12 protein-coding genes and 4 pseudogenes are annotated in these 16,809 nt (G+C 54.0%); 6 read left to right on the forward strand and 10 right to left on the reverse strand.

What is annotated here, in order from left to right; translation table 11 throughout:
* A pseudogene (locus DXA70_RS05585) lies at positions 1–206 on the reverse strand (mobilization protein); the annotation flags it as partial.
* Positions 207–803: 597 nt separating this feature from the next.
* Here DXA70_RS05585 and DXA70_RS13590 point away from each other — a divergent pair.
* Positions 804–953 carry a hypothetical protein gene (locus DXA70_RS13590; RefSeq protein ID WP_158565137.1) on the forward strand — a complete coding sequence of 50 codons (150 nt, stop codon included), beginning with the start codon at positions 804–806 and terminating at the stop codon, positions 951–953.
* 99 nt (positions 954–1,052) lie between these two features.
* Here the strand turns inward: DXA70_RS13590 and DXA70_RS05595 are convergent.
* The 6 genes and pseudogenes from DXA70_RS05595 to DXA70_RS05620 all read right to left on the reverse strand — a co-directional run.
* Positions 1,053–1,301 (reverse strand): annotated as a pseudogene (locus DXA70_RS05595) (DUF3847 domain-containing protein); the annotation flags it as partial.
* Between the two features lie 57 nt (positions 1,302–1,358).
* Positions 1,359–2,720, reverse strand: coding sequence for a GH1 family beta-glucosidase (locus tag DXA70_RS05600; RefSeq protein ID WP_128117849.1), 1,362 nt, complete (start codon positions 2,718–2,720; stop codon positions 1,359–1,361).
* Between the two features lie 180 nt (positions 2,721–2,900).
* Positions 2,901–3,767, reverse strand: a complete 867-nt coding sequence (locus DXA70_RS05605) for a carbohydrate ABC transporter permease (protein ID WP_128117850.1) — start codon at positions 3,765–3,767, stop codon at positions 2,901–2,903.
* Positions 3,768–3,769: 2 nt separating this feature from the next.
* On the reverse strand, positions 3,770–4,747 hold the full coding sequence (locus DXA70_RS05610) for a sugar ABC transporter permease (RefSeq protein WP_128117851.1): 978 nt from the start codon (positions 4,745–4,747) through the stop codon (positions 3,770–3,772).
* 98 nt (positions 4,748–4,845) lie between these two features.
* The gene (locus tag DXA70_RS05615) at positions 4,846–6,291 is read right to left on the reverse strand and encodes a twin-arginine translocation signal domain-containing protein (protein WP_128117852.1); all 1,446 of its coding nucleotides are present in this window, start codon (positions 6,289–6,291) and stop codon (positions 4,846–4,848) included.
* Positions 6,292–6,371: 80 nt separating this feature from the next.
* Positions 6,372–7,379 (reverse strand): LacI family DNA-binding transcriptional regulator, encoded by a 1,008-nt coding sequence (locus tag DXA70_RS05620; protein ID WP_117529997.1) that lies wholly within the window; start codon positions 7,377–7,379, stop codon positions 6,372–6,374.
* Positions 7,380–7,907: 528 nt separating this feature from the next.
* Here DXA70_RS05620 and DXA70_RS05625 point away from each other — a divergent pair.
* Positions 7,908–10,340, forward strand: a pseudogene (locus tag DXA70_RS05625) (glycosyl transferase).
* Between the two features lie 314 nt (positions 10,341–10,654).
* On the opposite strand, the gene DXA70_RS05630 reads toward DXA70_RS05625, so the two are convergent.
* Positions 10,655–10,849, reverse strand: a complete 195-nt coding sequence (locus DXA70_RS05630; RefSeq protein ID WP_243001133.1) for a hypothetical protein — start codon at positions 10,847–10,849, stop codon at positions 10,655–10,657.
* A gap of 43 nt (positions 10,850–10,892) precedes the next feature.
* Here DXA70_RS05630 and DXA70_RS05635 point away from each other — a divergent pair.
* The 4 genes and pseudogenes from DXA70_RS05635 to DXA70_RS05650 all read left to right on the forward strand — a co-directional run.
* Positions 10,893–12,599, forward strand: a pseudogene (locus tag DXA70_RS05635) (type I restriction enzyme endonuclease domain-containing protein); the annotation flags it as partial.
* A gap of 99 nt (positions 12,600–12,698) precedes the next feature.
* Positions 12,699–13,229, forward strand: coding sequence for a DUF6036 family nucleotidyltransferase (locus tag DXA70_RS05640; protein ID WP_243001135.1), 531 nt, complete (start codon positions 12,699–12,701; stop codon positions 13,227–13,229).
* Positions 13,226–13,765 carry a transcriptional regulator gene (locus tag DXA70_RS05645; RefSeq protein WP_128117854.1) on the forward strand — a complete coding sequence of 180 codons (540 nt, stop codon included), beginning with the start codon at positions 13,226–13,228 and terminating at the stop codon, positions 13,763–13,765. Before DXA70_RS05640 ends, DXA70_RS05645 begins: the two co-directional genes overlap by 4 nt.
* 18 nt (positions 13,766–13,783) lie before the next feature.
* Positions 13,784–15,265 (forward strand): recombinase family protein, encoded by a 1,482-nt coding sequence (locus DXA70_RS05650; protein ID WP_128117855.1) that lies wholly within the window; start codon positions 13,784–13,786, stop codon positions 15,263–15,265.
* 131 nt (positions 15,266–15,396) lie between these two features.
* Here the strand turns inward: DXA70_RS05650 and DXA70_RS05655 are convergent, their stop codons facing one another.
* Both DXA70_RS05655 and DXA70_RS05660 read right to left on the reverse strand, forming a co-directional pair.
* Positions 15,397–16,305 (reverse strand): site-specific integrase, encoded by a 909-nt coding sequence (locus tag DXA70_RS05655; RefSeq protein ID WP_243001136.1) that lies wholly within the window; start codon positions 16,303–16,305, stop codon positions 15,397–15,399.
* A 263-nt stretch (positions 16,306–16,568) separates the two neighbouring features.
* On the reverse strand, positions 16,569–16,769 hold the full coding sequence (locus DXA70_RS05660; protein WP_005927005.1) for a helix-turn-helix domain-containing protein: 201 nt from the start codon (positions 16,767–16,769) through the stop codon (positions 16,569–16,571).
* Positions 16,770–16,809 lie beyond the last annotated feature (40 nt).

Below are 16,809 nucleotides of genomic sequence, written 5' to 3' on the forward strand. Positions count from 1 at the left end.
GCAACGATGACCGTTTTCTCGATCTTGACGTTGTGGATGGCGCGGCGGATAAAAGTGGAGAGGGAGAGATTCAGGAGTTTGCAAGTGAGTTCCAGTGACGCTTTTTCCTCCGCTGTCACACGGAACTTGATGACGTGCGTTTTGTTGTTCGGCGTGTCGTGGCGCTGGGAATTGCTAGGAATCGGTTGAACATTCGTTTTGGTCATTGTACCTCCTGTCTGTTCGATAACTCCTCGGTGAAGTTATGTAAAGCACGACACGCCGTTGCTGTTCGCACCGTCAGGTGCGAACCATGAGCAGGGTTTGGGGCAGGCACGCCCCAACAAGATCACTTGGAAAACTCGCAAGAGTTTGAGAAGTGAAGTCCCGGATGGACAGAACATTTTCAAGAATTGAAAATTTGTGGCCACGGGACGGTTCTTGCCCTCTACCGCTACGCTCAAAACGTATTTTTAACAAACGTTTCCGAATTGTTAAGACGCAAAAATAAGTAGAGAGTTCCGCTGCTCGTGTATGTTGATCACCGTTTGCTCCGAACGAAGTTCCTGCCCCTGTTTGTACAGCGGCGTTGTCTGGCTCGCTCACGGAAAGTGTGAGGTCATGGCACGGTATCACGTTCAGACGGCTTATGAAGGATTCAAGGTACAGTATGAAGAAAGCCGGACGCAGTGCGGACACTATAACCTGCTTCTTTCAAGCACAAGAATAACACTTTGCGGTTGTGCAGTCAACAACCAAAAACAAATTTTGGAAGATTGAACAACTACATAAGATTTTATTTGTGAAAAAGAAAAATACCGCCCATGCAGCGCAGCGATGGATTTTGTCGGGTGAATCGGCGGCAAAATGAATCGGGTGTGTTGCGGGGCGGTACGTTCTTTCTGGGCAATCATCCGCTGAAAGTGGTGGTTATCACGGTGAGAACCACCACTTTTCGGCAGGATTTGGAATAAAGGGTATCATGGAAGCGTAGGTGCGTCAATATGGTTTTGCAAAATTTATCACGGTAAAGTGGCGATAGTAGGTGGTGTATAATTGCGCCCTTGTCTCCGTCAAGGGTTTTCGCCCTCGTCCGCTTCCTGCGTTTCTCTCCGGCTCTCAATCAGCAGATTCAGCTTCTTTTGAACCGCTTCGCTCTGGAAGATGAAGGTCAGCGGCTCCATCACATCCTCATCGGTCAGGACGGTCGGCTCTTTCAAAAAGATCTCCAACATTCCGGCACGAGTGCAAAGCCGATGGGTTCTCTCGCTTCTGGTCAACCGTTTCAGCTCGCTCTGCAATCGCTTCTCCTTGTGCTTGGCTACCCAACACAATTCCCGGACAGTGAAATACCGTCCGGGAATTTCTGCGTTTACGGCTCAGATGGACTGTCCATTGGTGGCGGCAACTTCACCGTACCAGAATGCGCTGTCTTTCGGGATGCGCTGCCCGGTGGCGTAATCCACATACACCAGACCGAACCGCTCCCGGTAGCCGCTGTGCCACTCGAAGTTGTCCAGCAGACTCCACTGGAAATATCCCCGCACATCTGCACCGGCATGGATGCCCTCCGACAGCTTTTCCAGATACCGTGCCAGAAAATCGATGCGGTCTGCATCGTGCACCTTGCCGTCCCGGTAGACCTTATCCGTACAGGACAAGCCGTTTTCGGTGATGAACATGGGCAGACCGTACCGCTCCTGCATCTGGCGGGGACCCCAGTTCAGGCATTCCGGCTCCACCGGCCAGTTCATGGCGGTATGGGCGTACCCGGCGGGGCGCTCTACATAGCTGGGACCGTTTTCGCCCATCTGCGCCGGGGCAGCGTTGTAGATGTTCAGCCCCACCATGTCCGGCTTGCCCAGAGGCAGGGCATCGTTGATGTACTGCGGCACAGCGGCGATGCTGGCGGCAAGTCTCGGTCCGCAGATGTCCGGTTCCGGCCAACGGCCCAGACAGACCGGGTCCAGTGCCATGGTGTGGGTGAAGGCCCAGTCGTCATCCGGGCAGGCGAAGGTCAGGACCCGGGCAGCGTCCACGTCTGTTTTTGCCTCCGACACCGGATAGCAGATGCGGCCGGTGGAAACAAAGCCCACCTTGTTTTCCGGGTCTGCATGGCGCAGCTCCTGTGCGGCAAGGCAGTGGGCGTAGATAACGTTCCGCCAGCAGGTAAACTGACCTTCCAGCGGCAGTTTCAGACCCGGGGCGTGCTCTCCGGTGCCGTAGCCCATTTTTACGATGCAGGCAGGCTCGTTGAAGGTGAACCACTGATGTACCCGGCCTTTGAAGTGCTCTGCCATCTTTGCGGCATAGCTTGCAAACGCGCGTGCCGTTTCCTCACTGCGCCAGCCGCCCTTTTCTTCCAGCGCCTGGGGCAGGTCCCAGTGATACAAAGTTACATAAGGCTCGATCCCGGCTTCCAGCAAGGCATCCACAAGGGTATCGTAATAGGCAAAGCCTTCCTCGTTCCAGTCTGTGCCGCCGTTGGGGGCAATGCGGGTCCATGCCACGGAAAAGCGGTAGGCTTTCAGGTGCATGGACTGCAGCAGTGCAAGGTCCTCTTTCCAGCGGTGGTAGCTGTCGCAGGCAACGTCACTGGTCTCGCCCCGGTAGGTGCAGCCCGGTGTGTGGGAAAAAACATCCCAGATGCTCAGTCCCTTACCGCCCTCTGTGGCACCGCCTTCGATCTGATAGGCCGCTGTTGCAGCACCCCAGACAAATTCTTTTGGAAATTCAGCCATAATAGTTTTCCTTTCTGTCATTCAAACTTGTGTGCACAGGCATTCCACTGTCATGGTAACGTTAAAGCAAAAGACCAGAGTTGTAAAGCCTTTTGACTAAATAACTCTGGTCTTTTTGTTGGGCTTGTGCAACAGCCCCATTGCATTTTCACAGGAGGGGCTTTGGCGCCGGTCGTAATTTCAGCCCTTGACGCCGCCCAGAGCCACGCCGCGGACGATGAACTTGGACAGCAGCAGGTAGACGATGATGACCGGCAGAATGGCGATGGCTACCATCATGTACACCTTGCCCATATCGAACTTCAGGAAGTCCGCGCTGCGCAGCTGGGCGATCAGGATGGGCAGGGTCTTTTTGTCGGCGGTGTCCAGTACAAGCGCCGGAATGAAGTAGTTGTTCCAGCTTGCCACGAAGGAGAAGATAGCCTGCACAGCCAGCGCCGGCTTCATGATGGGCAGCACGATCTTATTAAAGGTATAAAATTCGCCTGCGCCGTCAATGCGGGCAGCCTCCACGATCTCCATGGGAAGGGAGGCATCCAGATACTGCTTCATGAAGAAGAACACGGTGGGTGCCGCAATGCTGGGAACGATCAGAGGGATGAAGCTGTTTTTCAGCCCCATCTTGGAGATCAACTGCAGAAAGCCCAGTGCGGACACCTGTGTGGGCATGGTCATGATGAGCAAAATCAGAGCAAAGGCGGCCTTTTTGAACTTGAAGTTATAGGCGTAGATGCCGTAAGCCGTCAGTGCCGAGAAGTAAACGCTGAGCGCTGCCGAGCAGGCGGACACCAGCAGGCTGTTGCGGATACCGCTCATCACGGGGATGTTGGCATCCGTAAGCACGTTGCGGAGGTTTGTGACGATGGACTTGCCCGGCACAAGCGAGAACCCCTTCTGGATCTCGAAATGGGTGCGGGTGGAGTTGATGACCAGCACATAGAAGAAGAACAGGCACAGAAAGCTGATCAGCACCAGCACCAGATAGCACCATGCACGGCGGGCGGTCAGGATCGCCTTTTCGGACTGGTTTTTAGGCGTATGTGCCATACTTATTTCCCTCCTTTGGCAGCAGCCTTTTTGGTTGCCTTCAGTTCCTTGCGCTGCGCCTTTGTCAGGCCGTCATCCTCCTTGGTCAGCGAGAAGTACACGATGACGCACAGCACCGCACACACAAGGAACAGCACCACAGACACCGCACCCGCCATGCCGTAGTTCTTGCTGAACAGGTGGTTATTCAGGTACATGATCATGGTGGTGGATGTGCGGTCGGGGCCGCCCTTACCGTTGGTCAGGATCTGCGGCACATCGAACATCTGCAGGCCGCCGATCATGGAGGTGATCATGACATAGACCAGAATGGGACGGATGAGCGGCAGGGTGATCTTCCAGAACATCTGGTTCGGGGTGCAGCCGTCCAGCTCCGCAGCCTCGTACAGGGTGGGGTCCACACCCATGATGGCTGCCATCAGCATGATGGTGGTGTTGCCAAACCACATCAGGAAGTTCATCAGGCCCACAAGACCACGGTTGCCCCACACGGTATTCAAAAAGCTGATGGGTGTCTTGATCCAGCCCATGCTCAGCAGCACCGCGTTCACCGGGCCGTTATCCGAGAACAGGGCGAAGAACAGCATGGCGAAGGCCGAAGCCATGATCAGGTTGGGCATATAGATGACCGTCTTGAAGAAGGTCTGCCCCTTCAGCTTCAGCCGCAGGTCGGTGAACCATGCCGCCAGCAGCAGCGAGACGATGATCTGCGGGACGAAACCGATGATCCACAGGATCAGCGTGTTGCCAAAATACTTGGGCAGGTCGGTGGCTAACAGGGTGATGTAGTTTTTCAGGCCCACAAAATTGGGTCCGATGATCTTCAGGCCGCTGCGGTAATACTCAAAAAAGCTGTAATAGATGGTGGATGCCAGAGGGACCAGCTGGAATACCGCGAAGATGATAAAGAACGGTGCAATGAAGATATAGCCCCATTTCGCGTAGCTGATCGACCCTTTCTTTTTTGTTTTCTCTCCCATGAGATCCTCCCTCCTGCCGGGTCACAGCAAAAGCAAAGGGGCGGGCGAGATACGCCGCCCGCCCCTTTGCTTTGATTTTCAGTTCGGAGTAAAACCGCTTATGCGGGCCAGACCACCTCGGTCAGCTCGGGGTACTTCTCCTTGATGGCGGTCTCGAAGTTTGCCTTGGCGGCATCCTCCTTCACGTTGCCGGTGAAGTAATCCTTGAAGGCGGTCTGGAAGCTCTCGTTCAGGCCCTGATCGTAGGGGCCGGCGTTGGACATATCGATCTTGGCTGCAGCCTCTGCAAACAGCGCGATGTGGTTCTGGCCACCGAGGAAGTCGGACTTGAAATCGCTGTTGGCAATCTCGTTCATAGCCTTCTCGTTGTTGGTGTAGTCCTGCGTATCCATGGTGATCTGCTTCATGATGGCTTCATCGCAGGTCAGTTTCAGCATGACGTCCTTGATGGTCTCAAGGTTGTCGCTGCCGGCTGCGCCGCAGATCCAGGTTCCGCCCCAGTAGTAGGGCTGAGGGCCTTCGCACACAGCGTAGTCGCCGTAGATGCCGTTTCCAACCTCTTCCTTGCCACCCTCGGAGGTAGGCGTTGCCAGAGAGTTGCCCAGCAGGGTGAAGTTGATGCCCCAAGTGGAGTAGAAGAAGCCGAACACCTTACCGGTGGGGCCCTGATCGGAAGCCCACTGGCTGTCCCACAGGCTGGACTTGTTGTTGTAGCCCTTGTCTGTATACTCCTTGGTCTGGTCCACCCACTTCATCAGGTTGGGATCGACGGTAACGGTAGTGCCGCTGACCCAAGGTGCGGACACGTTATTGGAGAAGGTGCGATAAGCATCGTCAAAGCCGGACAGCATCTTGTAGCCCTTGGCAGCAGCCTTGGCCGCTACATCGTTGAACTTATCCCAGTCGGACAGGCAGCTCTGCACCTCGGTGGGGTCGTCGGTGCCCAGCACTGCCTTTGCAATACTGCGGCGGTATGCAAACAGACCCGGCGTTGCCTGCCATGTAGTGCCGCGCTGGCTGCCGTCCACCGAAACGATATCCTTGGTGTACTGGTACTGCCCGGCCAGATCGGAGTCGGTCAGACCGATATCCTTCTTGACATCTAGAACGTAGTCGGAGTCCACATACTTCAGGGCGTAGTCAGCCTCGATCAGGAAGATATCGATCTTGCTGTCATCGGCGGCGGAATCCTGATTCAGCAGCGCCTCGTCCAGCTTGTTCTGGTAGTTGTTGTTCTCGTTGGCGTTGATGGTCCACTTTACAAGGGTGCCGTCCTTCAGGGTGGTGGTAGACTTGTCGGCTGCGATCTCCTTGACCTCGGGGTAGTAGTCGTTGAAGCGGCTCTGGAATTCATCGTTCCAGCACCAGATATTCAGCACCTTGCCCTCTGCGGAAGCAGGCGCATCGGAAGCGGCTGCAGAGGATGCGGGAGCGGAGGAAGCAGCAGCACTGGTAGAAGAGCTGCCGCCGCAGGCTGCCAGAGCAGCACCGATCGTCACGACACCGGAAGCGAGCAGGAAATTACGACGAGAGATCTTTTTCATAAGGGTAAACCTCCTTCATGGTTTTCCATCAAATAAAAATCATTCTCAAAAAACTCCGCGCTGGGAGTTGTGGGCCTTTGTCAAAGGATGCGGACGGAGCCGCCGTCCAGCAGCTTGCCGGACACCCGAATCTGCTCCGGCAGGGTCACACGCGGATGCTCGATCAGCTCGATCAGCTTATCCGCCGCCAGCCTGCCAAGGGCTTTGGTGTTCTGCTGGTAGGTCACCAGCGAGGGTTTGACCACCCGAGAGAGATAGATGCCATCGTATCCCATCACTGAGATATCCTCCGGGATGCTCAAGCCCGCCTCGGCCAGGGCGTTGTAGCCGCCCAGTGCGGAAAAGTCATCCGGGAAGATGATGCAGGTGGGGCGCTGCGGCAGCGCCAGCAACGCCCGGGTCTCTTCAGCGCAGCGATCCACGTCGTGGTACACGCCGCAGCGGACGTACTGCTCCGGCACCTTCAACCCCAGCTCCTCGCAGGCCTGATAGAAGCCTGCCAGACGGTTCTCGGTAACGGCGGTCTTTTCGCCATGGATAAAGGCGATGCGCCGATGTCCGCAGGCCCATGCCTGCTGCACCAAGGCCTTTGTGCCCACCACGTTGTCCGAAAGGATCGCCATCCGGTTGTTGAACACATGGTCGATGGTCACCACCGGCACATCGCCGTTGACCAACTCCACCACTTGCGGATCGTAAAAGTTCACACAGGCGATCACCACGCCGTCCACACCCCGGTAGTGGCAATGCTCCAGATAGCTCATGGATCTGCCGCTGATGTTGTGGTTGATAAAGGTGATATCATAGCCGCGCTTTTCTGCTTCAACCTTGAAACTGTCCAGCACTGCGGAGAAGTACTCGTGGGTCAGGCCGCTCTGTTTTTCATCCACAAACAGAACGCCAAGGTTGTAGGTGCGGTTGGTCTTCAGCGCCCGAGCCGCTGCATTGGGCAGGTAGCCCATGCGGCGGGCCGCTGCGTGGATCCGCTCCCGCGTAGCCTGAGCAATGTCCGGCTGGTCGTTCAAAGCTTTACTGACAGTTGCGACGGATACGCCGCACTCTTTTGCCAGATCCTTCAGGGATGGCATTTTGTAGCCTCCTTCCGATGAAAGGAGCTGCGGGATGTTTCTCGCAAGTCACTTAATCGTTTTCGCAACTTCAATATAGCGCATTCTGCACCAAAAATCAAGCGCTAATGTAAAAGTTTTAGTCTAACTGCATCACTTTCGGCATTTTGTTCCAATGCGACCTGTAGAAATTGTGCATCTCGATTTACTTTCGTTACATTTCGATTAAAACCGAAAAAATTTCGTTGCAGTTTCGTTATGTTTTTCGGTGAAAAAGGTCGTATGTATATATTACTTTTAAAATGGGGTTTCGGGGCTTTGGTTCTGTACTCTGCCGGTGTGCACGCCCCAAAATTACGCCAAAAACTACCGGGACTTCGCAGATTATTTTTAAAAATCTTCCCGGATTTTTGCAAAAAGCCCTTGCATTTTTTTGCGAGATACGGTATGCTTAACGTGATAAGATTGCTTCTTTCACAGTGCCTTAATCGTTTTCGCCCATCGATGTGCTGCCCACCCTACAAGGCGCAGTTTTAAGGAGGAAGCATTATGAAGTTCGGATATTTTGATGACCGGAACAAGGAATACGTCATCACCACCCCGCAGACGCCCCTGCCCTGGATCAACTACCTTGGCAGCGAGGACTTCTTCAGTCTGGTCTCCAACACGGCGGGCGGTTACAGCTTTTACCGGGATGCTCGGATGCGCCGCCTGACCCGCTACCGCTACAATAACTCTCCGCTGGACATGGACGGTCACCGCATCTACATCAAGGACGGCGACACCGTGTGGAACCCGGGTTGGCAGCCCACCAAGACCCCGCTGGACAGTTACAGCTGCCGCCACGGTCTGGGCTACACCGTTGTGGAGGGCAAAAAGGACGGTGTGACCGCCCGGCAGGAGTTGTTCGTCCCCAAGGGCGACGCCTGCGAGCTGGATCGGGTGACGGTGTGCAACGAAAGCGCCGCCGTCAAGGAGCTGGACCTGTTCAGCTATGTAGAGTTCTGCCTGTGGGATGCCGTGGACGACAGCTCCAACTTCCAGCGCAACTACTCCACTGGCGAGGTGGAGGTGGAAGGCAGCGTCATCTACCACAAGACCGAGTACCGCGAACGCCGCAACCACTACGCCGTTTTCTGGGCAAACTGCCCGGTGGACAGCTTCGACACCACCCGGGATGCCTTCTGCGGGGTATACGGCGGCCCGGCAGACCCGCAAGCCGTCCGCGCCGGGCACTGTTCCGGCAGCATTGCTCACGGCTGGGCACCGGTGGGTGCGCTGCACATCCACCTGAGCCTTGCTCCCGGCGAAAGCCGCAGCATCCTGTTCGGTCTGGGCTACATCGAAAACCCGCAGCAGGAAAAGTTCATCGCGCCGGGTGTCATCAACAAGACCCGCGCCCACGCCATGATGGCGCGCTACGCCACCGACGCACAGATCGATGCCGCCCGCATCGCCCTGCGCACCCACTGGGAGGAGCTGCTGTCCACCTACCATCTGGAATCCGGCGAGGAAAAGCTGAACCGCATGGTCAATATCTGGCATCAGTACCAGTGCATGGTCACCTTTAACATGAGCCGCTCTGCCAGCTATTACGAAAGCGGCACCGGACGCGGCATGGGCTTCCGGGACAGCTGTCAGGATCTTTTGGGCTTTGTGCACATCATCCCCTCCCGTGCCCGGGAGCGCATTCTGGATATCGCCGCCACCCAGTTCGAGGACGGCAGCGCCTACCACCAGTACCAGCCCCTGACCAAAAAGGGCAATCGGGACATCGGCACCGGCTTCAACGATGATCCGCTGTGGCTCATTGCCGGTACCGCCGCCTACCTGCGGGAGACCGGCGACTGGTCCATTCTGGAGGAGCAGGTTCCCTTTGACAACGATGCCGCCAAGGCGCAGCCCCTGATGGAGCACCTGCGCCGCAGCTTCAACTTTACCTGCACCCATCTGGTCCCCACGGTCTGCCGCTCATCGGGCGTGCGGACTGGAACGACTGCCTGAACCTGAACTGCTTCTCCGAGCACCCGGGCGAGAGTTTCCAGATCACCGGGCCCAGCGAGGGTCCTGTGGCGGAGAGCGTGTTCATTGCGGGCATGTTCGTTAAGTACGGCCACGAATACGCCGAGCTGTGCGACCATCTGGGCCTTGACACCGAGCTTCCGCCGCCCGCCAGAGCATTGACGCGGTGGAGCAGGCCGTCCTGACTGCAGGCTGGGATGGCGCGTGGTTCCGCCGTGCCTACGATGCTTTCGGCAACCCCATCGGCAGCAAGGAGTGCGCCGAGGGTCAGATCTTTATCGAGCCACAGGGCATGTGCGTCATGGCGGGCATCGGCAGGGAGACCGGACAGGCCGCGCAGGCGCTTGCCAGCGTGGAGGAGCGGCTGGACACCAAATACGGTGTGGTGCTGCTGCAGCCCGCCTACACCGGCTATCAGCTGAATCTGGCGAGATCTCCAGCTATCCTCCGGGATACAAGGAGAACGCCGGTATCTTCTGCCACAACAACCCGTGGATCAGCTGCGCCGAGGCAACGCTGGGTCACGGCGACCGCGCCTTTGCGGTCTACCGCAAGACCTGCCCCGCCTACATCGAGGACATCTCTGAGATCCACCGCACCGAACCCTACGTTTACAGCCAGATGGTGGCAGGCAAGGACGCCCCCACCTTCGGCGAAGCCAAAAACAGCTGGCTGACCGGCACGGCAGCATGGACCTTCTTCAACATCAGTCAGTACATTCTGGGCATCCAGCCCACCTTGGACGGCCTGCGGGTGGACCCCTGCATCCCCCACACCCTGACCGGCTACACGGTCACCCGCCGCTTCCGTGGCGCAGAGTATCGCATCACGGTGGACAACGCCGCCGGGGTTCAGCACGGCGTCAAGGCGGTTACCGTAGACGGCAAGGCCATCTGCGGCAATGTGCTGCCGCTGGCTGCCGCCGGGACCGAGGTAACGGTGCAGGTAACTATGGGTTAAACCGACTTTTTCTGCTTCCTCATATTATTCTCCTTTTCATAACCAACGCGCCGCGCACGCCCCCCCCCTGCACGGCGGCGTTGGTTTCACAGCTTATCCGACCGTACAACGATCAAAAATGCGCTCCGCGTTGCTCTGCGCATAGATAGCGGAATTATTATTTTAATTTGCATGGGGCTGTTGCACAAGCCCAACAAAAAGGCCAGAGTTATTTAGCCAAAAGGCTTTACAACTCTGGTCTTTTGCTTTAACGTTAACAGTGCAAAAATGAAACGGATAAAGCAAGAACAGCATATCGAAATTGAGGAGAAAAGTCAACAGTTAAAATTTCGAATCTTCGTAGTCTCCACTTTCACATAGGCATCATCAGGCACCTTGGGGAGATACATCATCAGGAAATCAACATCCTGCTGGATTCGCCGGACGGCAGCTTCCAGTGCAGCATAGTTGATTCCGTAGATTCGTTTCTGCGGAGCAGGGCGGTCCTCCGGGTGCAGAATCTCGTGCACGATCTGCTTGCGGTTCGAAAAATCGGCTCTGGCAAGGAGGTGCATTGATATTTACGACATGACGCAGGCGGTGGAGGATGGCGCAACGCGCCCTGTCTACTACGAAAGCCGCGTCATCAAGCTGCATCTGGATAAGGACACGCTGGCTCTGATTGATGCGACTTATGACGCATTGGAGCAGCAATCGGACACAGCGACCATTGAAAAAAGCAAGAAAATGTTGGGACAGATGGAAAGCGTGTTGGGCGCAGATTCTACGGTGCAATCGCTGTGCGAGGATATTGTCACCCACTACGAAAAATACCGTGCCAACCTGCTGACCGGTAAGGCGATGATTGTTGCCTATTCGCGCCCGATTGCCATGAAAATCTACCGGAAGCTGCTGGAACTGCGTCCGGCATGGAAAGAGAAAATCGGTGTGGTCATGACCAGCGGTAACAACGACCCGGAGGACTGGAAAGCGATTATTGGGACAAAATCGCACAAGGAGGAACTGGCGCGAAAGTTCAAAGATAACGATGATCCAATGAAGATCGCTATCGTGGTGGATATGTGGCTGACCGGTTTTGATGTTCCCTCGCTGGCGACAATGTACATCTACAAGCCGATGCACGGTTATAATCTGATGCAGGCGATTGCTCGTGTGAACCGTGTGTTCAAGGACAAAGAGGGCGGCTTGATCGTGGACTATGTGGGCATTGCATCTGCCCTCAAAGCTGCCATGAAGGAATATACCAAGCGCGACCAGTCCCGGTATGGCGATATGGATATTTCCAAAGTTGCATATCCGAAGTTTCAGGAAAAGCTTCAGGTGTGCAAGGATTTGTTGCACGGGTTTGATTTCAGCAGTTTTATTGACGGTTCGCCGCTGGTTATGGCAAAGCTGGTAACGGGTGGTGTGAACTTTGTGCTGGATGCCAAAGCACCCAAGCGCAAGGACTTGTTCCTGCGAGAAGCAATGCTGCTGAAACAGTCGCACTCCCTGTGCTCCAGCATGACCACAGAACAGGAGCGTCATGAAGCCGCCTACATGGAAGCTGTGCGTTCTACCGTGGTGAAAATTACTTACGGCGGCAGCGGCGGAAAGACGCTCTCGCTGAAAGAAATCAACACTCAAATCAATGAACTTCTGAAAGCGAGTATCCAGAGCCAAGGTGTAATCAGTCTGTTTGACAGCAAGCAGGCAGATGAAAATATCAGCTTGTTTGACCCGGCGGTATTGGACGAAATATCAAAAATGAAAGAAAAGAACATCGCTGTGGAAATTTTGAAAAAGTTGATGGCAGAACAGGTATCACTTTACAAGCGGACAAATGTTGTGCAGTCGCAGAAGTTCTCGGAGAAAATTGCGCAGCTGATGAACTCCTATTACAATGGGCTGATTACAAACGAGGAAGTTATCAAGGAACTTCTGAAAACGGCACAGGAAATCACAGAGTTGTACAATAATGGTGAGAAACTGGGGCTGACGCAGGAAGAGCTGGCGTTTTACGATGCTCTGACCAAGCCGGAGAACATCAAAGATTTTTACCAGAACAACGAACTGATCGACCTTACCAGAGAACTAACCGAGATGCTGCGTAAAAATCGGACGATAGACTGGCAGAAAAAAGAAACAGCGCGTGCCAGTATGCGGAAGATGGTGAAGCATCTTCTGAAAAAGTATAAGTATCCCCCGGAAGATTACGACACAGCAATCAGCACGGTTATCAGCCAGTGCGAGATGTGGACAGATAACATGACAGCGTAAAATGCGAGAAATATTGTTGATTTCCTCTTGACAATACACAGTCCAGCTCTTAAAATGATTTTAGAGAATACTATTATTGAAAATACGAAAGGCTGCTTTATGGGAAAGATGATTTTAGACGACCTCCACAAGCGTCTGGAACGGCTGGACGAAGATGCCGACCTGATGATCGACAACGACGACCGTTACCAGATGGTAATTGTTGGCGGAAGTGCGTTTATTCTGCTGGGCAAGCTGACCCGTGCCACCCATGACATTGATGCCTTGAGCGTCCCGAAAGAGCTGTACGGACTACTTGGCAAGTACGACATCAACACGGATGTGGAAGCCTATATTGATAATTTTCCGTACAACTTCCAAGATCGGCTTCAGCCGCTGCCTTTCGGTGGTACAAAGGTACAGTTCTACACACCCAGTCTGGAAGATCTGGTAATCGCAAAGCTCTGCTCTTTCCGTGACACTGACAAGGCAGACGTAGAGAGCGAGGCTGTGCGGAACTCTTTGGACTGGAATTTGCTGGAACACCTTGCAACCGATGAGGATGAGCTGAAAGCCAGCATTTTGAACGACTGGCGGTATCGAGATTTTTATATCCGTTATCAGGAGTATGTGGAGAGGTGGAGACCGTGAGAAAGCTGACATTTGAAGGCTTTTTGAAGCAGTATGTGGTAGAACTTTCCGGGGTTCAGACGGCAAGTGTCCATAAGCTGGCAGATTGCATGACAGAAAATCCCCGCCTGAAAGAGCCACTGTATCTCTATGCGCTGGCCTTTGATAAAGTGGATTTGTTGCTCCGCTATACCGTAAACAGGGCTGTTGCTGCGGAGTATGAGCAGCTTTCCAATCGCTATTCGCTGGCGCAAATGCTGCTGCTTCTGGAAAACCAGTCACCGGAACTGACAGAGGGCTATTTGAAAGTCTGGCGCAGCTATTGCTCGGTGCGGGATACCTCTCTTGCGGACAATGATACGAAAGCGTTGATTCATCGCCGAGTATTGGAACTTCAGCGGAAAAAGAAACTGACGAATTATCGTCTCTACACAGACTTGAAGCTGAATCCGGGCAATGTGAATGCATGGCTCAAACACAACGATTCCAGCAAAATGAGCCTTGACTGTGCGCGCCAAATCTACAAGTATGCAAAAAGCTACCCATCTGTTCGATAAGAAAAAGGAAGTGAGTCTATGACCGCCGTAATCTATGCCCGCTATTCCTCGGACAACCAGCGTGAAGAATCCATTGAAGGCCAGATTCGGGAATGCACCGCCTACGCCGAAAAGAACGGCATCACGGTCATCAAACACTACATTGATCGTGCATTCTCTGCCAAAACGGACAACCGCCCGGAGTTCCAGCAGATGATCAAAGACAGCGGTAAGAAACTATTTGACGTTGTTCTCGTCTGGAAATTTGACCGCTTTGCACGGAATCGTTTTGATAGCGCAAACTACAAGATGATCCTGAAAAAGAACGGTGTCCACCTGATTTCCGTTATGGAACCCATTGCCGAGGGCTCACAGGGCATTCTGGTGGAAACACTGTTGGAAGGTATGGCGGAATACTATTCCGCAGAGCTGTCCGAAAAGGTGATCCGTGGTCAGACCGAGAACGCCCTGAAAGGGAAATGCACTGGCGGCACAGGAACCATCGGCTACAAAATCGACGAGGACAAGTTTTATCACCTTGACCCGCTGACCTCGCCGCTGGTGCTGGAAGCCTTTCAACGGTATGACAACGGCGAGAAGATGGTGGAAATCGTAAACTTCCTTAACGACAAGGGTGTCCGCAATATGCAGGGCGGCAAAATGACTCACAGCAGTGTGAACACCATGTTGAAGAACCGCCGGTACATTGGAGAACTGTCTTTCCGGGATATCGTTGTGCCGGATGCGATTCCGGCTATCGTTCCGAAAGACCTGTTTGACCGGGTGCAGAAGCGTATGGACAAGAACAAGCGCGCCCCTGCCTGCGGCAAAGCCGACGAAGAATACCTGTTGACCACCAAGCTGTTCTGCGGCAAGTGCGGTGCACTGATGTTCGGCGAAAGCGGAACCAGTGCCACTGGGCGCACCTACTATTATTACAAGTGCGCCAACGTCAAGCGGCGCAAGGGCTGCAACAAAAAGACCGTGCAGAAAGAATGGCTGGAAGATCTGGTCGTCCGGGAGACCATGAAGCTGATTCAGGACGATGTGGTGATCGACAAGATCGTTCAACTGGTCATGGATGTACAGAATCAGGAGAACACAACGATCCCGCTGCTGGAAAAGCAACTGCGAGAGGTCAACAAAAAGCTGGACAACCTGATGAAGGCCATCGAGGATGGCTTGTACACCCGGACAACGAAAGAGCGTCTGGAAGCGCTGGAAATTCAGAAAGATGAGTTGACTGCAAAAATTGCAGATGAAAAGTTGAAGAAGCCCAGCTTCAACGAAGATTTTATTCGATTCTGGTTGCTGAAATTTAGAAAGTTCGATATATCGCAGCAAAAGCAGCGGAAAGCGCTAATTGAAATTTTTGTGAATGCCATTTTCCTGTATGATGACCGAACCTTGATCACGTTCAACTACAAGGATGGCACCCAAACCGTCCGATTTGAGGACACTTTGACCGCCGATTCGGCAGAGGAAAAAAGTTCGGATTTGTCCAGTCTTCCTGGACCATAAATCCAACGATTTCACGTTAGAAATCGTTGGATTTTTTTGTTTATAGGCTGGCCTCATTTGGTTTTGACCACAATTTTGACCACAATGCCAAAGATTTTATCTGGTCTAATTAGTGCCGTTCCGTCCAATTTTCAGGCCGAAAACGCCTCACTGAACAACTGGATCGCACTCTGCCGAATGGATTCCTGAACATGGAGATAATGCTCAGTCATCTCGGTGTCGGCATGGCCTACGATGCTCTGGATGGTCTGGATATCCACGCCCAACGCCTGCATCTGCGATACATAGGTGTGGCGGCAGCTGTGCGGTGTGAGCAAGCGGACATCGCCGGCTTCTTCCAGAGATTTGCGGAACACATCCCGGAAATGGGTGGGGTTGCAGGGCAAGCCGGTCTTGGGGCTTTCCCAGATGAACTGGTCGGTGGTATCCCGCAGCTTGATGGCGCACGGGCGGACATTCAGCGGCACCGGAATATCCCGGATACTGTCTTTGGATTTCGGACTGCCGATGCTGACCGTACCTTTTACGACCTTTACTGCCTGCCGGATGTGAATGACAGAGCCATCTTCTTCAATAAACTGCGGCTCCAAAGCCAGAAGTTCCTGCATTCTCATCCCAGTGCCGAGCAAAAGCCGAATACTCAAGCCCATGCGGTCATCGGGCAGCACCTTCATCAGGTGTGCGACTTCCGCTGTGGTAAAGGCTTCCTTGCGCTTTGCGGTTCCGGTTGCCCGCATCTTTTCAGCAAGCCGGACCGGGTTGCGGCGCACAAGGTCATTGGCTTCTGCCTTTTGAAAGATCTGGTAGAGCATCCCTCGTGCCTTGCTGATGTAAGAATCCGAGCGGCCATCGCGCCGCATCCCTTTCAGGAAGTTTTCAATGTCGATGGGGCGTATGACGGTCAAGGGGCGATGATAAAATCCCTCTTTGAGCATTTTCAGGCAGTATTTGTAGCTTTCCTGTGTCGTGGGAGCGATATTATCCCTGTGACCCTCGAACCATGTATCAGCCCAATCCTCAAAGTACAGGATCGTGTCCAACTGGACACCGCTGATAAGCGCATCCTGATACTCTTTCAGTTTGAGCTTGACCTCCTTCTGGGTTTTGCCATAGAAGGTCTTGAAGCGCGGCGAACCATCTTTCTGGTAGCGTCCATCATACGTAATTCCCAGCGACCATCGCTGCGGTGGCGAAGCGTACCCTCGCCGTGTGAACGTTTGCTTGGCATATTGCCTCCTTCCTGATGTCAAGTCGTTTCGGGAATAGTATAGAAAAAGAAACCTCTTGAATCAAGGATGTCAGATTAGCCGTTTACGCTGTCCGTGATCCACTGAAGAAAGCGGTCTTTAGGAACGACCATCCGCTTTCCGATGTGGAGCGTGGGAAAGCCGTCCGAACGGAGCAGGATGTAAGCGTTGGCGCGGGAGATGCCCAGCGCAGCAGCGACATGATCGGCTGTCAGGGTGATGGGAAGCTGCTCATACGAAGTGAACTGAGAGCGCATAGAATACCTCTTTTCTCTGTATATTGTATTGAATGAGCCT

Origin of the sequence: Faecalibacterium sp. OF04-11AC, from assembly GCF_003460645.1 — a bacterium.
Classification (GTDB): domain Bacteria; phylum Bacillota; class Clostridia; order Oscillospirales; family Ruminococcaceae; genus Faecalibacterium; species Faecalibacterium prausnitzii_I.

Coding starts and splice junctions, on each gene's coding strand:
- DXA70_RS05610 (WP_128117851.1), bottom strand. CDS start 4,747: ATGGGAGAGAAAACAAAAAAGAAAGGGTCGATCAGCTACGCGAAATGG.
- DXA70_RS13590 (WP_158565137.1), top strand. CDS start 804: ATGCAGCGCAGCGATGGATTTTGTCGGGTGAATCGGCGGCAAAATGAA.
- DXA70_RS05600 (WP_128117849.1), bottom strand. CDS start 2,720: ATGGCTGAATTTCCAAAAGAATTTGTCTGGGGTGCTGCAACAGCGGCC.
- DXA70_RS05605 (WP_128117850.1), bottom strand. CDS start 3,767: ATGGCACATACGCCTAAAAACCAGTCCGAAAAGGCGATCCTGACCGCC.
- DXA70_RS05650 (WP_128117855.1), top strand. CDS start 13,784: ATGACCGCCGTAATCTATGCCCGCTATTCCTCGGACAACCAGCGTGAA.
- DXA70_RS05620 (WP_117529997.1), bottom strand. CDS start 7,379: ATGCCATCCCTGAAGGATCTGGCAAAAGAGTGCGGCGTATCCGTCGCA.
- DXA70_RS05615 (WP_128117852.1), bottom strand. CDS start 6,291: ATGAAAAAGATCTCTCGTCGTAATTTCCTGCTCGCTTCCGGTGTCGTG.
- DXA70_RS05660 (WP_005927005.1), bottom strand. CDS start 16,769: ATGCGCTCTCAGTTCACTTCGTATGAGCAGCTTCCCATCACCCTGACA.
- DXA70_RS05640 (WP_243001135.1), top strand. CDS start 12,699: ATGGGAAAGATGATTTTAGACGACCTCCACAAGCGTCTGGAACGGCTG.